The organism is Vibrio sp. 10N.247.311.13 (genome assembly GCF_041467595.1).
GTDB classification, from domain to species: domain Bacteria; phylum Pseudomonadota; class Gammaproteobacteria; order Enterobacterales; family Vibrionaceae; genus Vibrio; species Vibrio crassostreae_C.
The window spans coordinates 1-21208 of record NZ_JBFSUX010000075.1 but is presented as its reverse complement, the minus strand read 5'-3'; the positions used below and the strand labels follow the sequence as shown (position 1 = coordinate 21208).

Here is a 21208-nt window from a genome sequence, read left to right as displayed (position 1 = left end):
CGCTTTATTTGTTTCAAGAAGAGCTTGTTCTATCCATTCTAGTTGAATGGCGTTGCCGCTTCCCATTCAGGTGTGTCAGGAATACTGTTATTGAGTTTTTGAAGCACCTTGCGACATTCGATACGAGCGGCATAAAGCTCTTTATCCCAAGCCTGATAAGGTTCACCTGCTAGCATTTTTTGTTTTTCTGTTTTCACGTTACTTACCTGTTCTCACATCAATTAGCTATTTTCATATTACTTATCTAGCTTCACATTACTTAACTAATGGTGGTCAATTCATCGACCAAAAAACGCAATATCGCATATCTAAATAACAGTGAATAAGGAGTGTTTGAGCTTGGTTTAAGAGATGCGCAGCTCGTCACTTTTTGTAGGTGAAATATGAAATTCGAACAGTGCTAATTTAGCTTCGCTATCGAATCACGTAACACCAAACTACCAGTGGTATTGATGGTGGTCGCTTGCTCTGTTTCACCGACAATTTGCAGGATCGCCTTTTGCGTCATTTGCTCTAATGGCACACTGACAGACGTTAAGCTTGGCGTTAAAAACGCCCCCACTTTGCTGTTATCAAAGCCGACAATCGAAACATCTTGAGGCAACGAATATCCTAGCTCCGTTAACGCCTTAATCGCACCTATCGCCATGTCATCATTTTCAGACAGAATCGCAGTGAAGCTTACTTTGCTTTCCACTAAAGCTTGCGCGGCACGGTAGCCACTCTCCATTGTCCAATCGCCTTGAACCACACTAGACTCGTTCAGCTCAATACCGTGCTTCGTGAGCACATCTTGATAAGCTTGATAACGCTGTTCATCGGTCGACGAGCCAGCTTTACCACGAGTCACCGCAATCTCTGTATGGCCCTGCTCGATGATGTGTTCCACCATCAAACAAGCACTTTGATAATGATCGGTAGTGATAGCATGCTCAGGCTTCGAAGGCATTTCTCGGTTAAGCACAAGAATTGGTGTGTCAGTACTCTCGATGATCTGCGTGATTTCAGCTTCACTCAAGCATTGCGGATAAATGATGATCCCGGCGCACTTCATATCCAGTAGGAAGTTGATCGCCTTTCTTTCGTCTTCAGCGCTGTGTTTGCCATCGGTGATCACCAGTTGGTGATTCGACTTTTCGCTATAAGAAGCCGCGTGATACATCAAGGAAGAAAAGTAAGGGCCATTGAACAACTCATTAGTGATTACAAAGCCGATGAAATTGGTCTTCTTGGTCGCCAATTGCTGGGCCAACAAGTTCGGTCGATAACCTGTTTCTTGAATCGCATCAAATACCTTTTTCACCACATCTGGGCGCACGATGTTCTTGCCATTTAAGACACGAGAAACGGTCGATTTAGATACGCCTGCACGGTTCGCGACATCAAGCATGGTTACCATTCGCTTCTTTTCCTTTATAAAAAATTAGCCGACATAGGCCGACTAATTCATTGCAAAATGACAGCTCACAGTTCACATAACTGCGCTGGGAAATGCATTCTAAATAGTGGCACCGTTAGATGCAATCACGCCTTTATACCACTCGAACGACTTCTTGCGTTTGCGTTCTAGTGAGCCAGATTGATCGTTGTGCTTATCTACGTAAATGAATCCGTAGCGTTTTTTCATCTCGCCCGTGGTGAACGACACTAAATCGATACAGCCCCAAGGGGTATAACCCATCAAATCAACACCGTCGATCGCAACGGCTTTTTTCATCTCTTTGATGTGGTCTCCAAGGTAAGCGATGCGGTAGTCGTCATTAATGCTGCCATCTTCTTCAATGGTATCAACCGCGCCAAAACCGTTCTCAACGATAAACAATGGCACTTCATAACGTTCATACAGAGACGCTAAACAGAAACGCAAACCCGTTGGATCAATTGGCCAGCCCCAATCGCTAGACTGGATGAACGGATTATCGACTGAGTTTTCGTGACCGCCGTCCATCGCTTCATCGGTCGACTGATGCGAAGAAGAATCCAAAGTATTCGACATGTAGTAGCTAAAGCCTAAGTAATCGGCCTTACCTTCTTTTAGGATCTGCTCATCTTCTGGCTTCATCTCAATGTTGAAGCCTTTGATTGCCCAGTCACGCTTGGCGTAATTTGGGTAGTGACCACGAACCATCACATCCGAGAAGAAGTAACGATCACGCATCGCTTGCTGTGCCACCATGATATCTTCTGCCTTTGAAGAACGAGGGTAGAAAGGCACCATCGCACACATTGCACCGATTTGAAGATCTGGATTGATCTCGTGACCTTTCTTAACCACCAAAGCACTGGCAACAAACTGATGGTGAACCGCTTGATACATCGCTTCTTGCGGCTTTTCACATTGCGGAAACTTCACACCAGAGCATAACCAACCGAAGATGTCTGCCGAAGTGTTCATCTGGTTGTTGATCTCATTAAACGTCATCCAGTATTTCACTTTGTGTTGGTATCGCTCCATCACCGTAGTTGAATACTTAACGAAGAACTCGATCACCTTACGGTTCATCCAGCCACCATATTCGTTAGCCAAGTGATAAGGCATTTCAAAATGGCTCAGTGTCACCACTGGCTGAATGTCATATTTTAGGAGTTCATCAAACAAGTCATTGTAAAACGCTAACCCCGCTTCACACGGCTCGGCTTCATCGCCATTTGGGAAAATACGCGTCCAGGCAATACTGGTACGGAAACACTTAAAACCCATCTCAGCAAATAACTTAATGTCTTCTTTGTAGCGATGGTAGAAATCCACTGCGACTTGGTTGGGATAGTTTTCACCATCGATCACACCATCGGTGATTCGACGTTGTACACCATGAGCGCCCGCTGTTAATACATCAACAACACTGACACCTTTACCATTCACATCCCAGCCGCCTTCTAACTGATGTGCTGCAACCGCACCACCCCATAAAAAATCGTTCGGAAATTCGTTGTTCATACCATTACTCGCTACAAGTTATTCGTGAAAAAGACCAGGATTAGAGCTGCGTTCACAACTCTGAAACCGATTTCAATAAAAGCAAAGATACAGATTGAAACCGGTTTCAGCAATAGTTAAAAGATCTTTTTTGATCGAACTATAGACTAGTCAAAATTCAGCTTTACGATCAATGCTGATCAAAATACTGATCATGCTTCGATTTGCCAGATTGGTCTTGAGTTCCCGGGTAGAACTGGACAAGTGTCTGATCGGCTAGTGTGAGATGAATCCAACCCTCTTTGACTTTCAGCCAATTGGTACCGTTGGTCTCATAGACGGCAGGAAACTTGCCCCAGCCAGACTCTGATACCTGCAGCTCTTGAAATAGGTTAATCGGGGCTAGCTTATTGCTGTCGAAGTTTGCGTCGGCATAGACAGATAAAGGCTCGATGGCATCGTTTGGCTTAAACGTATAACAGCTCACAGAGGCTGAAGTGCGATCAAACCACTGGTAAGGTTGTGCACCGATTAAATCGTAGACCGTGCAATCATTGAATTGAATAGCCCATTCTTGGTGAGCTTTAAAACCAAGGTAACCTATGGGTTGCGATGGTTCAGGTTTCGCGTCCGTCTCCTGCTCATACGCCGGTTCTGAGGTAGCACATCCCATAAGCCCAAGACTAAAAAGGAAAGTCACAGCACGCTTCATCATTGTAATACCTCAGTTCCGTTAGTAGATGAGTAACTCAATTAAGTCTCTACATTAAACGGTAAGTTCCAAACGATTACCATCAGGATCGAGTACACAGCTCTCATAATAGCCATCGCCTGTTCTTCTTGGGCCATCTAAGCGCTCATAGCCGTCTTCGACCAAGCGTTGAGTGAGTGCATCGACCGCTTGCTCCGACCCCAATGAAATCGCCATATGAACAAAGCCTGTAAACTGATCATAGATGTCATCTTTCGATTCAGGAACCGAATCCATTTCCATGATCTCTAGGCGGCTTCCAGTTTCAAATGAGAGGAAGTATGAAGAAAACCCTTTGGTTGGGTTGTGATATTTTGAGTTCGATGTCGCACCGAAATAGTCTTCGTAAAATCTCTTCAAAACTTCGAGTTTTTTGGTCCAAATTGCGATGTGTTCAATCTTCATTTTGTTTGCCTAAGTTTGATGTCTAACGCTAGATTACCCGCCAAATCAGGAAGGATAAACAGAACAGAATTCATCAAAAGTGTTCCTATTTAGCGAGCCGTTTGGTTATCAAAATCACAACAATTAGCTGCACAGTATTAATATCTAAGCTTGTGTAATATATAGCTTTGATCAATAGTCGGTGTTTTACACATTCTGAGATATACGCCGTGAACTTTCTAAAATTAATAACTCTCGCTGCGATATGGGGCGGTTCGTTTCTGTTCATGAGAATTGCCGCTAATCCATTGGGCCCAGCAGTGTTGATTGAAGCAAGAGTACTATTTGCAGCAATCACGCTACTGTTGGTGTCTTTGTATTTAAGAAAAAAGCTGACGTTCAACACTCACGCTAAACACTTCTTTATTCTTGGGTTGTTTAATACCGCAGTTCCCTTTTTACTGTTCGCTTATGCCGCGCAGACACTGAACGCCTCGACACTCGCCATCTTGAACTCGACAGCGCCAATTTGGGCGGCAATCATCGGTGCGATATGGACCAAAACTACACTCGAGGCGCGTGTTCTATTAGGGCTTGGGATTGGGGTAACGGGAGTTGGCGTGTTAGTCGGTTGGGATGCGATGAACATTGGCCGTGAGGCTGTGCTTCCTATCTTTGCGGCGGTGATGGCTGCCTTTAGCTACGGAATAGCATCAAACTATACCAAACAAGCCCCTAAAGTTGAGGCATTCAATAATGCACATGGCAGCATGTGGGCGGCGGTCTTAATCGTATTGCCGTTTGTCTTTTTTATGCCGATGAGAGAGGCTCCGGATCTAACCATCACCACATCGGTGATCTTATTAGGCGCCGTGTGTACTGGCCTTGCTTACTTGCTTTACTTCAATCTCGTTTCTGAATTGGGCGCGCCTTCGGCTCTGTCTGTTACCTTTTTGATTCCAGTGTTTGGCATCTTATGGGGCAACCTTTTCTTAGACGAAGCGATTGGCCTTAATACTATTTTCGGATCGGTTCTGGTTATTACCGGTACCATGTTAGTAACCGGTATGACGCCTTCTAAGATGATAGAGAGCGCCAAACAAAAACGAGCAGCAAGAGCGGCTCGTTAATCAGCCATGTATTGTTGAATCTTGTTTCTCAACCACTGATGAGCAGGATTCAAATCGGTTCTCTTATGCCAGATCATGTATTGCTGCATCGGTAAGATTTCAAACGGCTGATCAAGGACTTGAAGCTGGAAAGGTTCAGAAAATTGATTGGCAAAATCACGCGACGTACTGCCAACACAATCTGAGCCCGATACCAGCACACACATGGTCATCAGTGAGTCACACTCTGCACTCACTTTTCTCTGTTTCAGTGGTGACTTGGTAAAATAATCTGCCGTATATAAACGGGTTCGACGCATTCTAAAAGTAACATGCTTTTCGTTGTAATATTGCTCTTCAGTCACTGAACCATTGATTCTAGGATGCCCCTTTCGAGCTATCAATACGAGTGCATCCTCAATCACAGGCTGCTTCATGTAGCCGTTAACTTGCGGGTAATGGATATCAATCGCTAAATCAGCTTGTTGCATGCTCAAGCCTTGCAATAATTCTTCTTCGTTGTTCTGCACCATATTGAATTCAATCGAGATATTGCCCAACGTCTCATCTTGCTCGACGAGAGGTTGAAGCTTGGTTAATCCAATCTCATTCACCAGGATACGAAACACATGATGCTGCTGATTATCAAATGTCTTTAAAGTGCTTACTGCGCTGCTTATCCCTTCTAGAGCAGGCTCTACTCGGTCTGCCAATTGCACCGCAGCGTTAGTCGGAATAATCCCACGCCCTTCACGAATAAACAGGTCGGTATCAAGCTGAGATTGCAATCGCTTCAATGCCCCGCTAACCCCAGGCTGAGTCATACCAAGCGATTCTGATGCAAGCGTGATCGACTTTAATCGATACACTTCTAAGAACACGCTCAATAGATTTAAATCCAACTTTTCCACGTCGCTCACCGTTACTCTCCCTGTCAATGTGGTCTTAATCAATCATAGGTCAGGATTCGTCTTCGTCGCCCAACCATTGCATGATTCAATACATAGCCAATCGTGATGTATTAAATAAAGCTTACTTTATTTTTTGCTATATGTCTTATTCCTATAATCGCCTCAACGAAACAAAATTCTGAAATGAAGAGGCTCTTATGACGACTTCACGCACGTTCAAAAATGCATCACTGTTCCTAGCTATCTCGCTCGTATTCCCTGCAGTTGCAGCTAACCATGACCACGCACACTTCAGCGAAATTGGCGACCAAGGTGGCAAAAGCGCAACCGAGATGACGACTAAGGCAAACCAAGAGTTCGCAAAAACACTTAACTTTGCCGACACTCGCGCTTTCGACAATAACAACAAGGGCCTTATTGCTAGCTTCGACCAAGAGACGGGCGACATCATTCGCAATAGCTTTAACTTTATCGACCCAAGTGTGACGAATGCAGACCAAGCACCAGATTCAGTAAACCCTTCACTGTGGCGCCAAGCGGTATTGAACCAAGCAGCAGAAGGCTTATATGAAGTTGTTCCGGGTAAAGTTTACCAAGTTCGAGGCGCGGATTTAGCGTCTATCTCTTTCATTCGTAGTGACAACGGTTGGATCGCTTATGACGTACTTCTTACCAAAGAAGCGGCCGCTAAATCTCTAAAATTCTTCAAAAACAATGTGCCTGATGGCGGCGAACTGCCAGTCGTAGCAATGATTTACTCTCACTCGCACGCTGATCACTTTGGTGGCGCAAGAGCAATCAAAGACGCATACCCAGATGTAAAAGTGTACGGTTCGAAAAACATTACTAAAGAGATCGTCGACGAAAACGTATTGGCGGGTAATGCAATGTCTCGTCGTACCGCTTATCAATATGGCGCAACGCTGAACCGACACGAACACGGTATTGTTGATGCCGCACTGTCGAAAGGCCTATCAACCGGTAGCATTACTTACGTACTGCCAGACTACGAGCTGAACCATAACGAAGAGATTGAAACGCTGGTTATTGACGGCCTAGAAATGCAATTCATGGATGCTTCAGGTACCGAAGCGGCCTCTGAAATGGTGACGTATATTCCGAGCATGAAAGCACTTTGGACTGGCGAACTGACCTACCAAGGCATGCATAACCTGTACACGCTGCGTGGCGCTAAAGTACGTGACGGCTTGAAATGGTCTAAGAAAATCAACGAGATGTTAGTCACCTGGGGTGAAGATACTGAGGTGCTGTTTGCGTCTCACTCATCGCCAATCTGGGGCGAACAAGAGATCTCTGATTACCTAAAAATGCAGCGTGACGCTTACGGTTTTACTCATAACCAAACGCTTCGCTTAGCCAATAACGGTGTGGTTCTACAAGACATCGGGGACGAGATTTACAAGGTCATGCCAGACAGCATTCAACAGTCTTGGCACACCAACGGTTACCACGGTACTTACTCTCACAACGCCCGCGCTGTGTACAACATGTATCTTGGTTACTTCGACATGAACCCAGCTAACCTAAATCCACTACCAATCAAGCCAGAGTCAGTGAAGTTTGTTGAATACATGGGCGGCAGCGACGCTGTGATTGAAAAAGCGCAGCAAGACTTCCAAGAAGGTGAATATCGCTTCGTTGCAACAGCACTGAATAAGGTGATTCAAGCAGAACCAGAGAACAAAGTTGCACGTGGCTTATTGGCAGATACGTACGAGCAATTGGGTTATCAATCAGAAGGTGCAGGTTGGAGAAACATCTACCTAACCGGCGCTCAAGAGCTTCGTATTGGCACACAACCGGGCGCACCAAAGACTGCATCTCCGGATGTGTTGGCTAACATGACCATTGAGAACTTGTTAGATTACTTAGCAGTTAAAGTGGACTCGCTAAAGGCACAAGAAACACCATTTACAATGAATATTCAGTTGCCTGATGTAAAAGAGTTCTACTACGTTGAGATGTCTAACGGCAACCTGAACAACATCCAAGTATCAGAGCTGCAAGATGCGGATACGACACTGATCATCAATAAGTCTGACGTGTCTGACATCGTGCTTAAGAAAACAAGCCTTGGAAAACTGTTAGAAGACAGACAAGCAGGCGTGAAAGGTGATAAGACATCACTTAACAAACTGCTGTCTTCACTGACAGAAGCTGACACCTCTTTTGAGATTGTACCGCGCCCAAGTAAAGGCGAAGAAGTTGATGCAGAGCTATACCAAGATTCAGCGGTACACGCTCATTAAACGCCAGATACACTAAATAAAAACAACAGCAGTTAGCTAGAAAAACGTTCTATAAAGAACATAAAAACAAGCCCCTACCTTTTGGTCGGGGCTTTCTTATTTGTTATCAATGAGTGCTTCTTGAACGCTACTCTTACTGAAGCTGATAGCTACTCAGCTTGACCGTTTACGTCGCAATCCCAATAAGAAGGTGAACCATAATATTGAACAAAGTAATCGATAAATACGCGCACCTTTGGTGCAAGTAACTGAGCACTCGGGTATACCGCCCAGATAGCCGCCTCATCCTTTAAAGGGTAATCCGGCAACACCTCAACCAGCGAACCTTCCGCGAGCTGCTTGTATGCTATCCAACTCGCGCACATGGCAATGCCCAAGCCATCGACACATACATCCCTTACCGCTTCACCGTGATCGACGCGGATAGCACCTAGGCTCTCTTCGAGTTTTCCGATATGAATACTGGCTACCGGAGGTGACAACCCAAGCTCTTGTCCTGCTTGACTTATATTGTGCGTAGACGCGAGTCGCACAAACAATTTTAGATGTTCAATATTCATCAATAATGGCTAGCCTGCGCTGAGTACACGCTGCTTATTGGCCGCAGCGGCACGGGGAATAATGTGAGTTTTAATATAGGCATTAAGCTTAAACCATGCAAAAGCGCCCGCTAAAACATTGGCGACTGTCGCAGCAATAACCGCATTGACCATGTCTCCGGTTATCGAGCCGATCCATAAAGCAGGAATGTAGAAAACAAACAAGCGTAGGAAAGAGACATTCAAAGCTTTACGCGGCACACCCAAGGCATTAAAGACCGACGCAACCAACATGCAAAGCCCAAGCGGCCCATAGCTGAACGGTATAAATAACAAGGTCACTTCAAACCAGCTGCGTATGCTTTGTTCTTCCGAGATAACAGGAATAATCCAGCCACTAAACAGCGCCAACAATGTTGCCATCACGGTGTGGAAAACCAATAAGAACTTCGCTGTTGTATTCAATAGCTCAGGGATTTTGCATCGCTGCTGCGCCCCTAGGTAACGACCAATCATAGGCGGGATAGACATCGTCAGAGCAAGAGAAAACACCAGCATAAAACTTTCAACACGGGCGAGTAAGCTCCAAAAAGCCATCTCATCGGTTCCGATTCTCGCAATCAATAGCATTGAGAAGAACGCGCTGACCGCAGGTAATATCTGATTCGCAGTGGTTGGCATTACCGTCTTGAATAACTCAAAACTGTAGCCTTTGATTCGGTTACTGCACGCGCCATTGAAGCCAAACCAACCTTTGCCGCGAGACTTGATTAGCATGTAGATTGTGCCGAAAGCGTAGCCAATGCTCGATGCGATCGCCGCCCCTGCGATGCCCATATCCAATCCAAAGATCAGAATAGGGTCGAGAATTAGGTTAATCACGCTAGCAGCCAAGAACATGCTTCCGGTTGTTTTGGTATCGCCATTGGCACGATAAACGCAGGTGGCCAGATAAAGCACCGCCACCATCAATGCACTGAACAACCACAGTGGCCAGTACACATTAAAAATAGACAGCATGGATTGGTATTGAGCGTCAGAGACATCATTCACAAACGACGCAAAAACAGCATCGCTAAAAACAATCAGGCCTATGCAGATCAAAGCAATCACCAACACTCCAAATCCAACCGACAGCGTCGCAATTGAGGTGGATTTACGTTGTTCTTTTGCCCCTACCGATTGAGAAATAATGGACGTTGCCGCCACACCGATGCCCACTTGAACCCCGGTAAACGCTGCTTGAAATGGCAAGGTGATACCGTGAACCGCCAATTCATTCACCCCTAGCTGACCAATAAAGATCGAATCGACCAATTGAACCATCATGATCGCAAACACACCCAGCGTCAGTGGCAGCGTTTTCTCAATAATGGTTTTCAAAGTCGCGGATCTCATCTGCATAAGTCGGTTCACTCTTGTCTGTACCTTGGGGCTAATTACCTAGTTGAGCAGTATACGAAGCTAAATGAAAAGGATAAGAGCGCCAGACAAGGAATGAGTTTTTAGATTTCGTTGACAATCGAATTAGCAAGATACCTTCAACGTTAAAATATCCATCTAAGACACTGAATAAATTGAAATTATCAAACGCGCCAACACTCTTGATAATTCGTTAATAGTGTTTCGTTTAATGGTTAATTGTTGGTTCGAACATTCCTCGCTAGCCTGAATTTAGGTCGCATTCACACTGAATAGGCTGAAATGAAATCTCTCAGAAGGAATATGGAAATGGTATATCAAGGTTATACAACGTTTAAAGCTCAAGCCGAGGATGGAATTCTTACCGTCACTTTTGACTTCGGTACTGTGAATGTTCAAGGGCAAGAGACTTTGATGCTGACGAAGCCGAAGCACTCAAAGCGGAAGCTTATTGGTTGTATCAAGCTACGAGCAAAACCCCTGCGGTTAAGCGCTTCCAAATTGCCGATGAGCAAGGCCTAGTGCACAATATGGAAAACCAACGTAACTGGGAAACTCTGGTTATGAACGTTCAAGACATCAAATAACTCGGTCACTTCTCTTAATTTGGGTCAGTCACAAACTGACCCATTGTCTTACTTAATCGTTAAACGCCAACGGTTAACCACCAAGTGTTAAAATGGTCATTATTTGCCCCATAGACTCACATTTGAGTCTTCAGCTTGTGAGCCAAATGCAACTATGTGTCATTAATCTTTGTTATAACGTTGTTCAAACTATTTTTTGAAGGACGGAATATGCAAAAAATAATTCTGATCACAGGTGCCACGGATGGCATTGGTTTAGAGACCGCAAAAGCACTAACGCAGCAAGGGCACCATGTTCTAATTCATGGCCGCAACCCAGCTAAGGTCAATAAAGTCGTGACCGCTCTGTCTCGCCTGTCTAAGAATGCAATCATCGAAAGCTACATCGCAGACCTATCGACGCTCTCTGAAGTTGAGGCGCTCGCAACCCAAATCAAAAGCGATCACAAACGACTCGATATACTCATTAACAACGCAGGTGTGTATAAAGTGTCGGACATCACCACTCCAGACAATCTTGATGTGCGTTTTGTCGTAAACACCATTGCGCCGTATCTACTGACACAAAAGCTGCTTCCTCTTTTTGATGCGACAGGTCGTATCGTCAACCTATCTTCAGCAGCCCAAGCACCCGTAGATCTAGATGCATTAATCAGTCCGAATGCGGGCGAACTTGATGGTCCGGTTTACGCGCAAAGTAAGCTGGCGCTAACGATGTGGTCCATCGAATTAGCCAATACTCTTTTAGACAAAGGCACCGCAATCATCCCTGTAAACCCAGCTTCTTTCCTTGGTAGTAAATTAGTGAAAGATGCTTATGGCGTTGATGGCAACGACCTTGCGATTGGAGCCGATATTCTTTGTCGTGCTGCGCTCAGTGATGAGTTTGCCAACGCTTCTGGTCAATATTTTGATAATGATTCTGGGTTGTTCAAAGACCCGCACGCCGACGCATTAGACAACACTAAGAACCACAAGCTGGTGACAGTGCTTAATCAATTACTCGAAGAAAAGCTGTGCGTTACGCACTGATCATTCATTAGTAAAAAACGACCACTAACACTCCCCCCCACCACCACACACACAATCCAAGCCGCAGTTCTATCTATACAGACAAAGAACTGCGCGCTCTTTCGATTATTAAGATTTCTTTAATACTGATTCCCCGCTTTGCCCAATTATCACCCAAGATGCAGATTGCTAAACTTGCCCCCGTCGAAACAACACAGGCTACGGCCGAGGAGCATTTATGCGTTTTGAAGGTAAAGTTTATCGTCCTTGGATGGAAGCAGAGAGCGTACTCATCCAGACAACATTGGGGTGCAGTAATAACCAGTGTACCTTCTGCACGATGTTTGATGATAAGCGTTTCAAAGTAAGAGACATCAAAGACATCTTTGAAGATATTGATGCGGCGAGAAAAATCTACCCGCATGTTGAATCTATCTTTTTGGTCGATGGTAACGTGATGGCTATTAGAACCGAGATGCTGATTTCGATTCTGGATTACATCAAGATCACCTTCCCAGAGAGCAAGAACATTTCTCTGTATTCGGGGTTCAATGACTTCCGTCGTAAGAGCTTGTCTGAATTAAAAGAGATTAAGTCGGCAGGTTTAAGCATGGCCTATTCTGGCTTGGAGTCCGGTGACCCAATTGTGCTTGAACGCATTCAAAAGCGCATGACGCGTGAGCATGCAATTGAAGGTATGAACCTAGCCCGTGAAGCAGACATCAAGGTGCTGGCTTCTTTCATCTTTGGCCTTGGCGGCAAAGAGCGTTCTATAGAGCATGCGATTAATACCACCAGCTTGCTGAACATCATGCAGCCGGATGCGATTGCACCGATGGCTTTAGCCGTTCAACCGGGATCGGTATTGGAAAAAGAAGTAAACCGTGGCGAGTTTGTTTTACCAACGCCATTGCAGATTCTGGAAGAAGAAAAATACTTGCTCGAAAACCTAGAAGATTTCGATTGCTACTACTGGGGTGACCACGGCAATAACATCTCACCAATGCGTGGCATGTTGCCTCAGGCTCGTAAGCCGTTTCTTGATAAGATAAATCAAGACATCGCGCATAACCCAATCACTAAGCAAAACGTCATTAAAACCTTTGCTTGGTAACGAGTAACCTCTACATCGTTTGAAGCAGCCACAAAAAGGGCCAGTGTCAGCTGGCCCTTTCATTTTCTAGCTATGTATCTCTCTATCGAACTATCTGGAGCCGACCGCTCGGACTAATTCTGCGATTCCATCCCAATCACCCTTGTCCATTTTGTCTGTCGGTACCATCCAAGTTCCACCGCAGGCAACGACTGATTTCAGTGCTAAGTAAGACTCAACGTTCGCTGGGCTTACACCGCCTGTAGGCATAAAGTTAACCGGGTAAACAGCCGTCAACGCTTTCAACATTGCGACACCGCCAGATGGCTCGGCAGGGAAGAACTTTAGTGTCTTAAGCCCCATTTCCATTGCTTGTTCAACCAAGCTTGGGTTACTCACTCCAGGAACAATCGTAACCCCTCTTTGCTGACAGTATTTGACTGTGGTTGGATTCAAACCTGGGCTGACAATGAAATCAACACCCGCATTAATGGCAGTATCCACCTGCTCTATAGTCAGCACAGTACCTGCGCCAATCAGTAACTCAGGGTAGGCTTCACGCATCAAACGAATCGACTCTGCTGCCGCTTCTGTACGAAATGTCACTTCAGCACAAGGCAAACCATTCTCAACCAATACTTTCGCAAGCGGCACAGCCTGAGCAACGTCATTAATGGCGATCACCGGGACGATGCGAATATCTCTGAGTCGCTGTTCAATTGTTTTCATTGTTCATTTCTCTCATTATCAAACAGACAAATTAAGCCAAGTCGCTGCCGTTGCTTGCGATCACTTTTTTGTACCAGTGGAATGACTTTTTAGGAATACGATTTAACGTACCATTGCCTAGGTTGTCTCTGTCCACGTAGATAAACCCATAGCGCTTGCTCATCTCTCCGGTCGACGCCGCAACAAGATCGATACAACCCCAAGGTGTGTAACCCATCAATGGTACACCGTCTTCCATTGCTTCATGCATCGCAACAATGTGCTGACGAAGGTAATCAATGCGGTAATCAGCTCTTACAACGATATGTTAAGCGCTCACCAGCCGTATCAACACTATCCAGATCAGATCAAAAAGGCGTTAGCTAAGTTCGGCCACACCTCTCAAGTAGCGGGCTGTGTTCCCGCGATGTGCGACGGGGTAACTCAAGGGCAACCAGGCATGGATATGTCTTTGTTTTCAAGGGACTTGATTGCTCAATCGACCGCTCTTTCACTGAGTCACAACGTGTTTGATTCAACCCTATTACTTGGTATTTGCGACAAGATAGCTCCAGGACAACTGATGGGCGCGCTCTCTTTTGCACATCTACCCACCGCTTTTGTTCCGGCGGGCTTGATGGCAACGGGCATCAGCAATGATGAGAAAGTACATATTCGCCAAGAATACGCGGCTGGTAAGGTAGGAAAAAGTGCCTTACTGGATATGGAGTGCAACGCTTATCACTCAGCGGGCACCTGCACTTTTTACGGCACAGCCAATACCAATCAGCTGGTATTTGAAGCGATGGGGCTGATGCTTCCGGGCTCAGCGTTTATTCATCCTGACTCTAAATTGCGCGCATCACTCACTCAGCATGCCGCCATTGAAATTGCTTCAATGACACCACAAGCCGCAAACTTCCGCCCGCTTTCTGAAGTCTTTACCGCTAAAAGCTTAATCAATGGCATTGTTGCCCTACTCGCATCAGGTGGCAGCACTAACCACAGCATTCACATGGTCGCAGTAGCACGCGCAGCAGGATTTATTCTGACTTGGCAAGACATCAGCGATCTATCCGATGTAGTGCCTTTACTTGCTCGAGTTTATCCCAACGGTCCAGCAGATATGAATGCGTTCCAAACGGCAGGCGGAGTTCCCGCGCTGCTACGCCGTTTAGATCAAGCCAACTTACTGCACCGAGATGTCACACCTACCTTTGGCTCGTTTGAAGATCAAATGAGTATTCCAGAGCTTGAAAATGGAAAGCTAACGTGGAAAAAGTGCAAACAGTCGGCAGATGCAGAGGTAATTGCAGGCCAGGAACAGGTATTCCAAAGCACAGGCGGAACGCGAGTCCTTTCAGGGAACCTTGGCAACGCAGTGATTAAAGTGTCAGCGGTTGCAGAAGAGCAACGTGTAATAGAAGCACCCGCGGCAGTTTTTGATTGCCAACATAAGGTAGAAGCTGCGTATCAACGAGGTGAGCTCAACAAAGATTGCATTGTTGTGGTGATAAATAATGGACCAGCTGCGAACGGTATGCCTGAACTGCATAAGCTCATGCCGATTCTAGGTAATGTTCAGAAACAAGGGTTTAAAGTGGCTCTAGTTACTGATGGGCGCCTTTCTGGAGCCTCAGGAAAGATCCCATCCGCGATTCATGTCTCACCAGAGGCTATTCGAGGAGGAACTATTGGGCTTGTTTGCGAAGGCGATATCCTGCGCTTAGATTGCGCGAGTGGCGAACTCAATAACCTCAACGACATGCAATCTCGCCAAGCGAAGGTATTTGAGGCAGACGCCAACCAGCAAACCATGGGGCGCAACCTATTTAGCGTGATGCGCCAAAGCGTTTCGAGTGCAGAACAAGGGGCGAGTTTTATCGTCTAGCTGTGTCATTACTTAAATGTAAAAGCAAAAGGGGCATCATTTCGATGCTCCTTTCAGTTTCCACGATACTTGGTTAAACGCTTTCGCCATCAGTGATGCGATAGCCCATATCCACTACCGTTTCCGTAACTGGCTCACCTTTCAATCGGGCAAGCAGTAGCTCGGCACTTTTCTTACCTATTTCATAACGTGGCGTATCCACGCTAGTCAGTTTTGGGCGTATGGTTTGACCAATATCTAACGCGTTATAGCCCACCACAGATAGCTGTTGCGGCACTTGGATTCCACGTTGCTGGGCAATGAGCAAGGTACCTATCGCGATGTCATCATTGGTGCAGAACACGCCATCTAGATCTGGGGAATCCGCAAGAGCGCGATCAAGCAGATCTTCAGCCAAAGAGAAGTTAGAGTGCTGTTCAGTCAACACGTGTTTAGGCTCTAATCCAGCCTCATACATCGCTTTGTCATAGCCTTGCAAACGCAACTTGGTTCGTGCATCCAGTCGAGCGCCAAAGTAAGCGATAGAGCGCTTTCCAGCTTCAATCATTCGCTTCACGACATGGTAAGAAGCATCAATATGGTCCAAACCAACAACCATGTCGATCGGATTGGTTGGTAGTTCCATCGTTTCAACAACAGAAACACCTGAATTCTTGATCATCTGTAACGTGCGGGGGGTGTGGTGGCTTTCCGTCAATATCAACCCATCAACTTGATACGAAAGCAGCGAAGCAATCTTTTCCTCTTCTTCCACAGCATCATAGCTAAAGTGAGCAAGCAACGTCTCGTAGCCATTCTCTTTAGTAACCGTTTCGATACCTTGAACAAACGCGGCAAAGATTTGGTTTGATAACGAAGGGAGCAAGATACCGATCGCTTTACTCGACGATTTAGAGAGCATAGCTGGCGCTTTGTTTTCGATGTATCCCATCTCTTCAATAACCGCTGCAATTTTAACGCGAGTTTTGGCTGCGACTGAATCGGGATTGCGCATGTAACGAGAGACGGTCATCTTTGTGACCCCCACTTTGTCTGCAACATCTTGAAGTGTGGTTCGAGTTTTCTTCTGCTGTTCTGTCATAACTATTTGAACTCTTTATTATGTTACAAGTAACATTATAAAGTTCTCACCGCCTCAAGTTCAACCCATTCGTTGTCATCGACACATAGTATTGAAATCGTTCTACCATCGGCAAATTAGTTTGGCGTTAACGAAAGGTTGGTATCACGCATGCTTGATGAAAGCTTGGCTTAACTGCTGAAAGAGTGAGTCTACGTTGGGTAGAGTTGTCAGATGTGCGGACAACGGAGTATGAACTTGCGCGTCCACCACGGTTGGATTGCCACAAACTTGATTATAAAAATTTACGGGTGCAACGATGTTCTCTAGGTCGACATCCAACAAGATACAAGCTTGCGAAAGTACGATTTGGCCGCCCCCTTGTTTAAGCAAAACACGCTGCGCCGTGCCCACTATTTTTTGTTTATTGATATTGAGGTTGTAGTCACCATCACAATAAGAACCGGGAGTCGCGTGTACATCCACATCGATGCCCAGTTCTTTAAAAAACAGGGTTAAGACATTGCACAGATGTAGATACGCTTTTTGGATGTTGTAGGCTTCATCACGAGGCCAATGGTAAATGTGCGATAAGTTAATGATCCCCGGCAGTTGGGGAACGGGAGCGCCGCCTGTTTTACGTGAGGTGAGTTGCCAACCTTGTGCCGCGAGTTGTTTTCTAGACTCTACGGTCACAGGCCACTTTTTACCTGCGGGCAAAACAAGTGTCGGCGCTTTTGCTTGCCACAACATTAAGGCTTGCCCAATCTCACCCGCCTGAATTTGCTGCAATAATTCAGCTTCTTTTTCAAACGCACGATCAACATCAATGTGCGGGTAACGTACGAGTTTATTGGTTAACTTCAATGCACTTTCCTCTACAGATTGTGGTGACCTATCATTTAACGTTCTGCAATGGTTGATGAGATATGGGACTATGTGCGATGAAACATAGCACCAAAAGTTAGTTATTGGCGCCATAGTAGCTTGTCAGTTGCCCATCTCAAAGGTGAGTGCTAACATTTGTACACACACCAATAAAGGAATACATCATGGACACTAGAATTCAATTTCGTGTTGATGAAGAAACAAAACGCCTAGCTCAACAGATGGCTGAGAGCCAAGGTCGCACACTGAGTGGTGCTTGCCGTGAGCTTACTGAGCAACTCGCTGAGCAACAAAGACAGACATTATCTCACGATGCATGGCTAACTGAACAAGTAAACCTAGCATTTGAGAAGTTTGACTCAGGAGAATCCGTTTTAGTTGAACACCAAACTGCTAAATCTCGAATGGAAGAACGCAAAGCCAGAATACGTAATCGAGGTAAGCAATGATTTTATGGGAAGAAGAATCACTCAATGATCGTGAAAGGATCTTTGAGTTTATCTATGACTTCAACCCTGATGCGGCAGAAAACGCTGACAACCTCATTGAAACAAAAGTAGAAAACTTGCTTGAGCAGCCTCTAATGGGTGTACAGAGAGACGGCATTCGTGGGCAATTACTTATAATTCCTGAGATTTCAATGATCGTCTCCTATTGGATCGAAGGCGACATTATCCGAATTATGCGCGTACTCCACCAGAAACAAAAGTTCCCAATGGATTGATTACTTCCTCTGGGCAACTAGCCCAATTAAGGGGTGAACAACGCCTCCACCCAACCTAAAGCATTGTGCCATAAACACTAAATTTGAAGTAGAAGAAAAATGCCAAGCGTTGTGAATCCCTCTTAAATTGCTTGTTATGACACAATTGCTACACGTCACTTTCCGTTAGTATCTGACGACAATTTCGTACTGTGAGGACGCGAATTTCATGGCTAAGGCTATATATGATGCGATAGTGACCAAACAAAATTTCACGGTAATTGGTATGAGGCAGCTCAGGAACCATTCGCCCCATGTCAGGCATACTTGAGAGTAAATCAGTTTTATCAAAAACCTCATTAACCCAGTTTTCTGCCGCCACTGGATTATCCAGTGAAATAAACTCGGCTGCATCACCTAACTTTTGTAATGCTAGTGGTGACCAGACTACTTTCATTTCTTAATGCGCCCCAATACTTGAGCACGAGCGTCTTCATTGGAAACACCTAAACCTGAAGCTAATTGTGCTTCAGCAGTACGCATTTCTTCCAGTAACTCGATCTTCTCTTGCATTGCTTCATATTCTGCAACATCAAGGACAACCGCAACACCCTTACCACGTTGTGTGATAACTAGTGGTCTGCGAGTTTCGTTAATCTGTTTAATAAATGACGTCACGCCAGCACGAAATTCAGACAAAGGCTGAATATCTTGATCAAAATGGATGCGGCTCATGTTGAACTCCCTATGGTACAATTTAATGTACAAATAATAGTTCAAATAGCAATTTTGAGCAATAGCCTGATTTTGTGTTATAGCCGCATTAAGGTGTGAACAACGCTACCACCCAAACTAAACCATTGTGCCGTAAACACGAAACCCAACGATGGAATGAAAAATGCCAAGCGTTGGGAATCAGTCTTAAATGCTTTGTTATGTGCGAACTAAAAACTTGACTCTCATCACACTAATTACTAATATCTGCCCTGTCGAAAAGATTTTAGACTGGTTCGGTTATTCCAGTCCTCGTATATTTCGAGATTTAGTTGCTTCAAGCAAACCCGCGGCACTAACCTTTTACTAGGATGGTGCTCGTCTATGCTTTTCGTGCACCATCCATCGACACTTCGGATGGAACAATGCAAAAGAAACAGACCCTAATTATCGCACAAATCTTTATCTCCCTTATGATGGCACTCCTTATGACTGGCATCTTTAGCTTTATCGAACTTGGAATGACTCAGATATGGCTATACACATGGATGAAACAGTTCATTGTCGCTTGGCCCATTGCTTTCGTGTTATCGATTTTTGTTGGTAGCGCAGGCTTTAAATTAGCAAATAAAGTCACTTCTTAAGCTGCACACGCTGGCTACATCTGATATGCAGTCAGCATTAACACATGTAGCCCAATTAAGGTGTGAAGCACGCGACCACGACACTCAATTTGACCACCGTAAACACTAAATTTAACCCAAACCAAAAATGCCAAGCGTGCTGAATCACTCTTAAATTGTTTGTTATGTGTGTGCTAGTTACTTTGTACTGAGCTTAAGATCTTCAGTAGCCAAGTCCCTCGTTAGTACAATAATTTCGTTTATAAGTTCACCAGTTTTTACATAGTGCTCAATAAGCCGTTCGATAAAGTCACCAATAAACTCTTCCGCTTCTTGCTTAGGCTGGTCATCATATAACCGTTTCCTAAGGTTAGATAAAAGCGCCTCGATTCTACTTAATTCAGGGTCAAGATAAATTGACTTAATAGAAAAGACTGTTTCCAATTTAGTGTAGCTTTTGCGAGTATTGTCGGACAATTCTTGTCTTTCTTTGCTTCAGTTGATTCATACTTCTCTGAAAATTGTCTTTGTTCACTTTTGACGTGTTCTTCGTAAGACTTTTGATACTCCTCGTCTTCCAGCTCATACCCTGTCCCACCGATGTAAATAAAACAATCAGTATACTCCCCTAGGTAGGTAACTTGGTTATTGACATACTCTTTTGTAAGGAATAAATAAGATAATATTTCCTCATAGGCTTGACGCTTAGTATCCCAAACTTGCTGTTTCACCCAATGCTTTTCGTTGAGTTGACCTTTTATAACCTCAACAGCTTCAGTAGTCTTTTCAAGTTGTTCAAGAGCTTTATTGAGGTCATCATGATCTGCCAAATTCTTCATACGAGATTTCAGATACACCCCCAAAGGAGCTACTATTAACGCTGTCAAAATAGCCGGAAAATACTCCATTAATTCTTTCAAATCAAACACCTATATTATTTTGGGTAAAAGCACATCGCCCAATTAAGGGGTGAGCAACGCTACCACCCAACCTAAAGCATTGTACCGTAACCACTAAAATTGAAGTAGAAGCAAAAATGCCAAGCGTTGGGAATCCCTCTTAAATTGTTTGTTAGGTTTGTGCATCAAAGCTCATTAAGTGATAGTTTTCTGGCCCATTGCCCACTGTTTCAAGAATCTTGAAACCTTGAGAAAGATAAAACTGGGTTGCATTCGTATTTTGGACAAGACACTTGAGACTTAAGTTATTACTTAGGTCTTTCGCATGATTTAGCAATTTTAAACCAACACCTTGTTTAAGATTTTTGGGACTAACAAACAAATGGTGAATGAAGTTTTCAGGCTTCCAGATTGCGAGGAAACCAATTACTGCCCCCTGCTCTACAGCCACCCAAATTTCTTCTCCATCAGTATCTTTCACAAAATCAGTTAAGCAATATTCATCTGTATCCATGAAAGTGAAAGTAGCTACTCTCGATTCAAGGTAAAGTCGTGCTGAAGCTTCGAGATGCTGAGGCTGAAATCTAATTATTTCCATGAACTTACCTATAAACCTAACGAATGATATGGACTCCCTCTACCTGACACTCTGCGTGCCATACTTACTTAGTACACGCTGAAGAACTGGAGGTTACTATGTCCACCATTCAAACTATTGGCGTTGACCT

The 21208-nt window shown here is 44.8% G+C and carries 21 protein-coding genes and 4 pseudogenes; 9 read left to right on the top strand and 16 right to left on the bottom strand.

Annotated features, from left to right (window positions below):
* Window positions 1-50: 50 nt before the first annotated feature.
* The 5 genes and pseudogenes from AB6E52_RS20835 to AB6E52_RS20815 form a co-directional block, all read right to left on the bottom strand.
* Window positions 51-197, bottom strand: a pseudogene (locus AB6E52_RS20835) (maltose acetyltransferase domain-containing protein); the annotation flags it as partial.
* Between the two features lie 203 nt (window positions 198-400).
* Window positions 401-1399, bottom strand: coding sequence for a LacI family DNA-binding transcriptional regulator (locus AB6E52_RS20830; RefSeq protein ID WP_102320409.1), 999 nt, complete (start codon window positions 1397-1399; stop codon window positions 401-403).
* A gap of 99 nt (window positions 1400-1498) precedes the next feature.
* Complete coding sequence (locus tag AB6E52_RS20825) at window positions 1499-2938, bottom strand: 6-phospho-beta-glucosidase (protein WP_102320410.1); 1440 nt, start codon at window positions 2936-2938, stop codon at window positions 1499-1501.
* A gap of 169 nt (window positions 2939-3107) precedes the next feature.
* Window positions 3108-3632 (bottom strand): hypothetical protein, encoded by a 525-nt coding sequence (locus tag AB6E52_RS20820; RefSeq protein ID WP_102320411.1) that lies wholly within the window; start codon window positions 3630-3632, stop codon window positions 3108-3110.
* 51 nt (window positions 3633-3683) lie between these two features.
* A complete protein-coding gene (locus AB6E52_RS20815) occupies window positions 3684-4073 on the bottom strand; it encodes a VOC family protein (RefSeq protein WP_048609928.1) in 390 nt (129 codons plus the stop codon).
* A 209-nt stretch (window positions 4074-4282) separates the two neighbouring features.
* On the opposite strand from AB6E52_RS20815, the gene AB6E52_RS20810 reads away from it, so the two are divergent.
* The gene (locus AB6E52_RS20810; RefSeq protein WP_102320412.1) at window positions 4283-5182 is read left to right on the top strand and encodes a DMT family transporter; all 900 of its coding nucleotides are present in this window, start codon (window positions 4283-4285) and stop codon (window positions 5180-5182) included.
* On the opposite strand, the gene AB6E52_RS20805 is transcribed toward AB6E52_RS20810, so the two are convergent.
* Window positions 5179-6081 carry a LysR family transcriptional regulator gene (locus tag AB6E52_RS20805; RefSeq protein WP_102320413.1) on the bottom strand — a complete coding sequence of 301 codons (903 nt, stop codon included), beginning with the start codon at window positions 6079-6081 and terminating at the stop codon, window positions 5179-5181. The two genes, AB6E52_RS20810 and AB6E52_RS20805, sit on opposite strands and share 4 nt — an antisense overlap.
* Before the next feature lie 188 nt (window positions 6082-6269).
* On the opposite strand from AB6E52_RS20805, the gene AB6E52_RS20800 reads away from it, so the two are divergent.
* Entirely contained in the window at window positions 6270-8342 is a 2073-nt protein-coding gene (locus AB6E52_RS20800; RefSeq protein ID WP_102320414.1) for an alkyl/aryl-sulfatase, read from the top strand.
* Window positions 8343-8491: 149 nt separating this feature from the next.
* Here the strand turns inward: AB6E52_RS20800 and AB6E52_RS20795 are convergent, their stop codons facing one another.
* Both AB6E52_RS20795 and AB6E52_RS20790 read right to left on the bottom strand, forming a co-directional pair.
* Window positions 8492-8902 carry a LysR family transcriptional regulator gene (locus AB6E52_RS20795; RefSeq protein WP_017072137.1) on the bottom strand — a complete coding sequence of 137 codons (411 nt, stop codon included), beginning with the start codon at window positions 8900-8902 and terminating at the stop codon, window positions 8492-8494.
* A gap of 9 nt (window positions 8903-8911) precedes the next feature.
* Window positions 8912-10285: an MATE family efflux transporter gene (locus tag AB6E52_RS20790; RefSeq protein ID WP_102320415.1), complete on the bottom strand. Its 1374-nt coding sequence runs from the start codon at window positions 10283-10285 to the stop codon at window positions 8912-8914.
* A gap of 446 nt (window positions 10286-10731) precedes the next feature.
* On the opposite strand from AB6E52_RS20790, the pseudogene AB6E52_RS20785 reads away from it, so the two are divergent.
* The 3 genes and pseudogenes from AB6E52_RS20785 to AB6E52_RS20775 form a co-directional block, all read left to right on the top strand.
* Window positions 10732-10890, top strand: a pseudogene (locus tag AB6E52_RS20785) (enoyl-CoA hydratase/isomerase family protein); the annotation flags it as partial.
* Window positions 10891-11100: 210 nt separating this feature from the next.
* Window positions 11101-11922 (top strand): SDR family NAD(P)-dependent oxidoreductase, encoded by an 822-nt coding sequence (locus AB6E52_RS20780; protein WP_102320416.1) that lies wholly within the window; start codon window positions 11101-11103, stop codon window positions 11920-11922.
* A 217-nt stretch (window positions 11923-12139) separates the two neighbouring features.
* Complete coding sequence (locus AB6E52_RS20775; protein WP_102320417.1) at window positions 12140-13015, top strand: radical SAM protein; 876 nt, start codon at window positions 12140-12142, stop codon at window positions 13013-13015.
* A gap of 90 nt (window positions 13016-13105) precedes the next feature.
* On the opposite strand, the gene AB6E52_RS20770 is transcribed toward AB6E52_RS20775, so the two are convergent.
* Window positions 13106-13723, bottom strand: coding sequence for a bifunctional 4-hydroxy-2-oxoglutarate aldolase/2-dehydro-3-deoxy-phosphogluconate aldolase (locus tag AB6E52_RS20770; RefSeq protein WP_102320418.1), 618 nt, complete (start codon window positions 13721-13723; stop codon window positions 13106-13108).
* 31 nt (window positions 13724-13754) lie between these two features.
* A pseudogene (locus AB6E52_RS20765) lies at window positions 13755-14021 on the bottom strand (family 1 glycosylhydrolase); the annotation flags it as partial.
* Between AB6E52_RS20765 and edd the strand changes: the two are divergent.
* Window positions 14004-15593, top strand: a pseudogene (gene edd / locus AB6E52_RS20760) (phosphogluconate dehydratase); the annotation flags it as partial. The pseudogenes AB6E52_RS20765 and edd sit on opposite strands and share 18 nt — an antisense overlap.
* A 73-nt stretch (window positions 15594-15666) precedes the next feature.
* On the opposite strand, the gene AB6E52_RS20755 reads toward edd, so the two are convergent.
* Both AB6E52_RS20755 and AB6E52_RS20750 read right to left on the bottom strand, forming a co-directional pair.
* Window positions 15667-16674 (bottom strand): LacI family DNA-binding transcriptional regulator, encoded by a 1008-nt coding sequence (locus AB6E52_RS20755; protein WP_102320419.1) that lies wholly within the window; start codon window positions 16672-16674, stop codon window positions 15667-15669.
* Window positions 16675-16818: 144 nt separating this feature from the next.
* Window positions 16819-17520, bottom strand: a complete 702-nt coding sequence (locus AB6E52_RS20750; RefSeq protein ID WP_017059449.1) for a lipoyl protein ligase domain-containing protein — start codon at window positions 17518-17520, stop codon at window positions 16819-16821.
* A gap of 185 nt (window positions 17521-17705) precedes the next feature.
* Here AB6E52_RS20750 and AB6E52_RS20745 point away from each other — a divergent pair, with 185 nt between their 5' ends.
* Window positions 17706-17990: a damage-inducible protein J gene (locus AB6E52_RS20745; RefSeq protein ID WP_102320420.1), complete on the top strand. Its 285-nt coding sequence runs from the start codon at window positions 17706-17708 to the stop codon at window positions 17988-17990.
* Window positions 17987-18265, top strand: a complete 279-nt coding sequence (locus tag AB6E52_RS20740) for a type II toxin-antitoxin system mRNA interferase toxin, RelE/StbE family (RefSeq protein ID WP_017064043.1) — start codon at window positions 17987-17989, stop codon at window positions 18263-18265. The genes AB6E52_RS20745 and AB6E52_RS20740 overlap by 4 nt, the downstream gene beginning before the upstream one ends.
* A 148-nt stretch (window positions 18266-18413) precedes the next feature.
* On the opposite strand, the gene AB6E52_RS20735 is transcribed toward AB6E52_RS20740, so the two are convergent.
* Both AB6E52_RS20735 and AB6E52_RS20730 read right to left on the bottom strand, forming a co-directional pair.
* On the bottom strand, window positions 18414-18701 hold the full coding sequence (locus AB6E52_RS20735) for a type II toxin-antitoxin system RelE/ParE family toxin (protein ID WP_017064044.1): 288 nt from the start codon (window positions 18699-18701) through the stop codon (window positions 18414-18416).
* On the bottom strand, window positions 18698-18979 hold the full coding sequence (locus AB6E52_RS20730) for a type II toxin-antitoxin system Phd/YefM family antitoxin (RefSeq protein ID WP_011080399.1): 282 nt from the start codon (window positions 18977-18979) through the stop codon (window positions 18698-18700). Before AB6E52_RS20730 ends, AB6E52_RS20735 begins: the two co-directional genes overlap by 4 nt.
* Before the next feature lie 404 nt (window positions 18980-19383).
* On the opposite strand from AB6E52_RS20730, the gene AB6E52_RS20725 reads away from it, so the two are divergent.
* Window positions 19384-19602, top strand: a complete 219-nt coding sequence (locus AB6E52_RS20725) for a DUF2798 domain-containing protein (protein WP_017039154.1) — start codon at window positions 19384-19386, stop codon at window positions 19600-19602.
* Window positions 19603-19976: 374 nt separating this feature from the next.
* Here the strand turns inward: AB6E52_RS20725 and AB6E52_RS20720 are convergent, their stop codons facing one another.
* Window positions 19977-20501 carry a hypothetical protein gene (locus AB6E52_RS20720; RefSeq protein WP_133151376.1) on the bottom strand — a complete coding sequence of 175 codons (525 nt, stop codon included), beginning with the start codon at window positions 20499-20501 and terminating at the stop codon, window positions 19977-19979.
* A 151-nt stretch (window positions 20502-20652) separates the two neighbouring features.
* On the bottom strand, window positions 20653-21078 hold the full coding sequence (locus AB6E52_RS20715; protein WP_017036727.1) for a GNAT family N-acetyltransferase: 426 nt from the start codon (window positions 21076-21078) through the stop codon (window positions 20653-20655).
* Window positions 21079-21208: the final 130 nt, after the last annotated feature.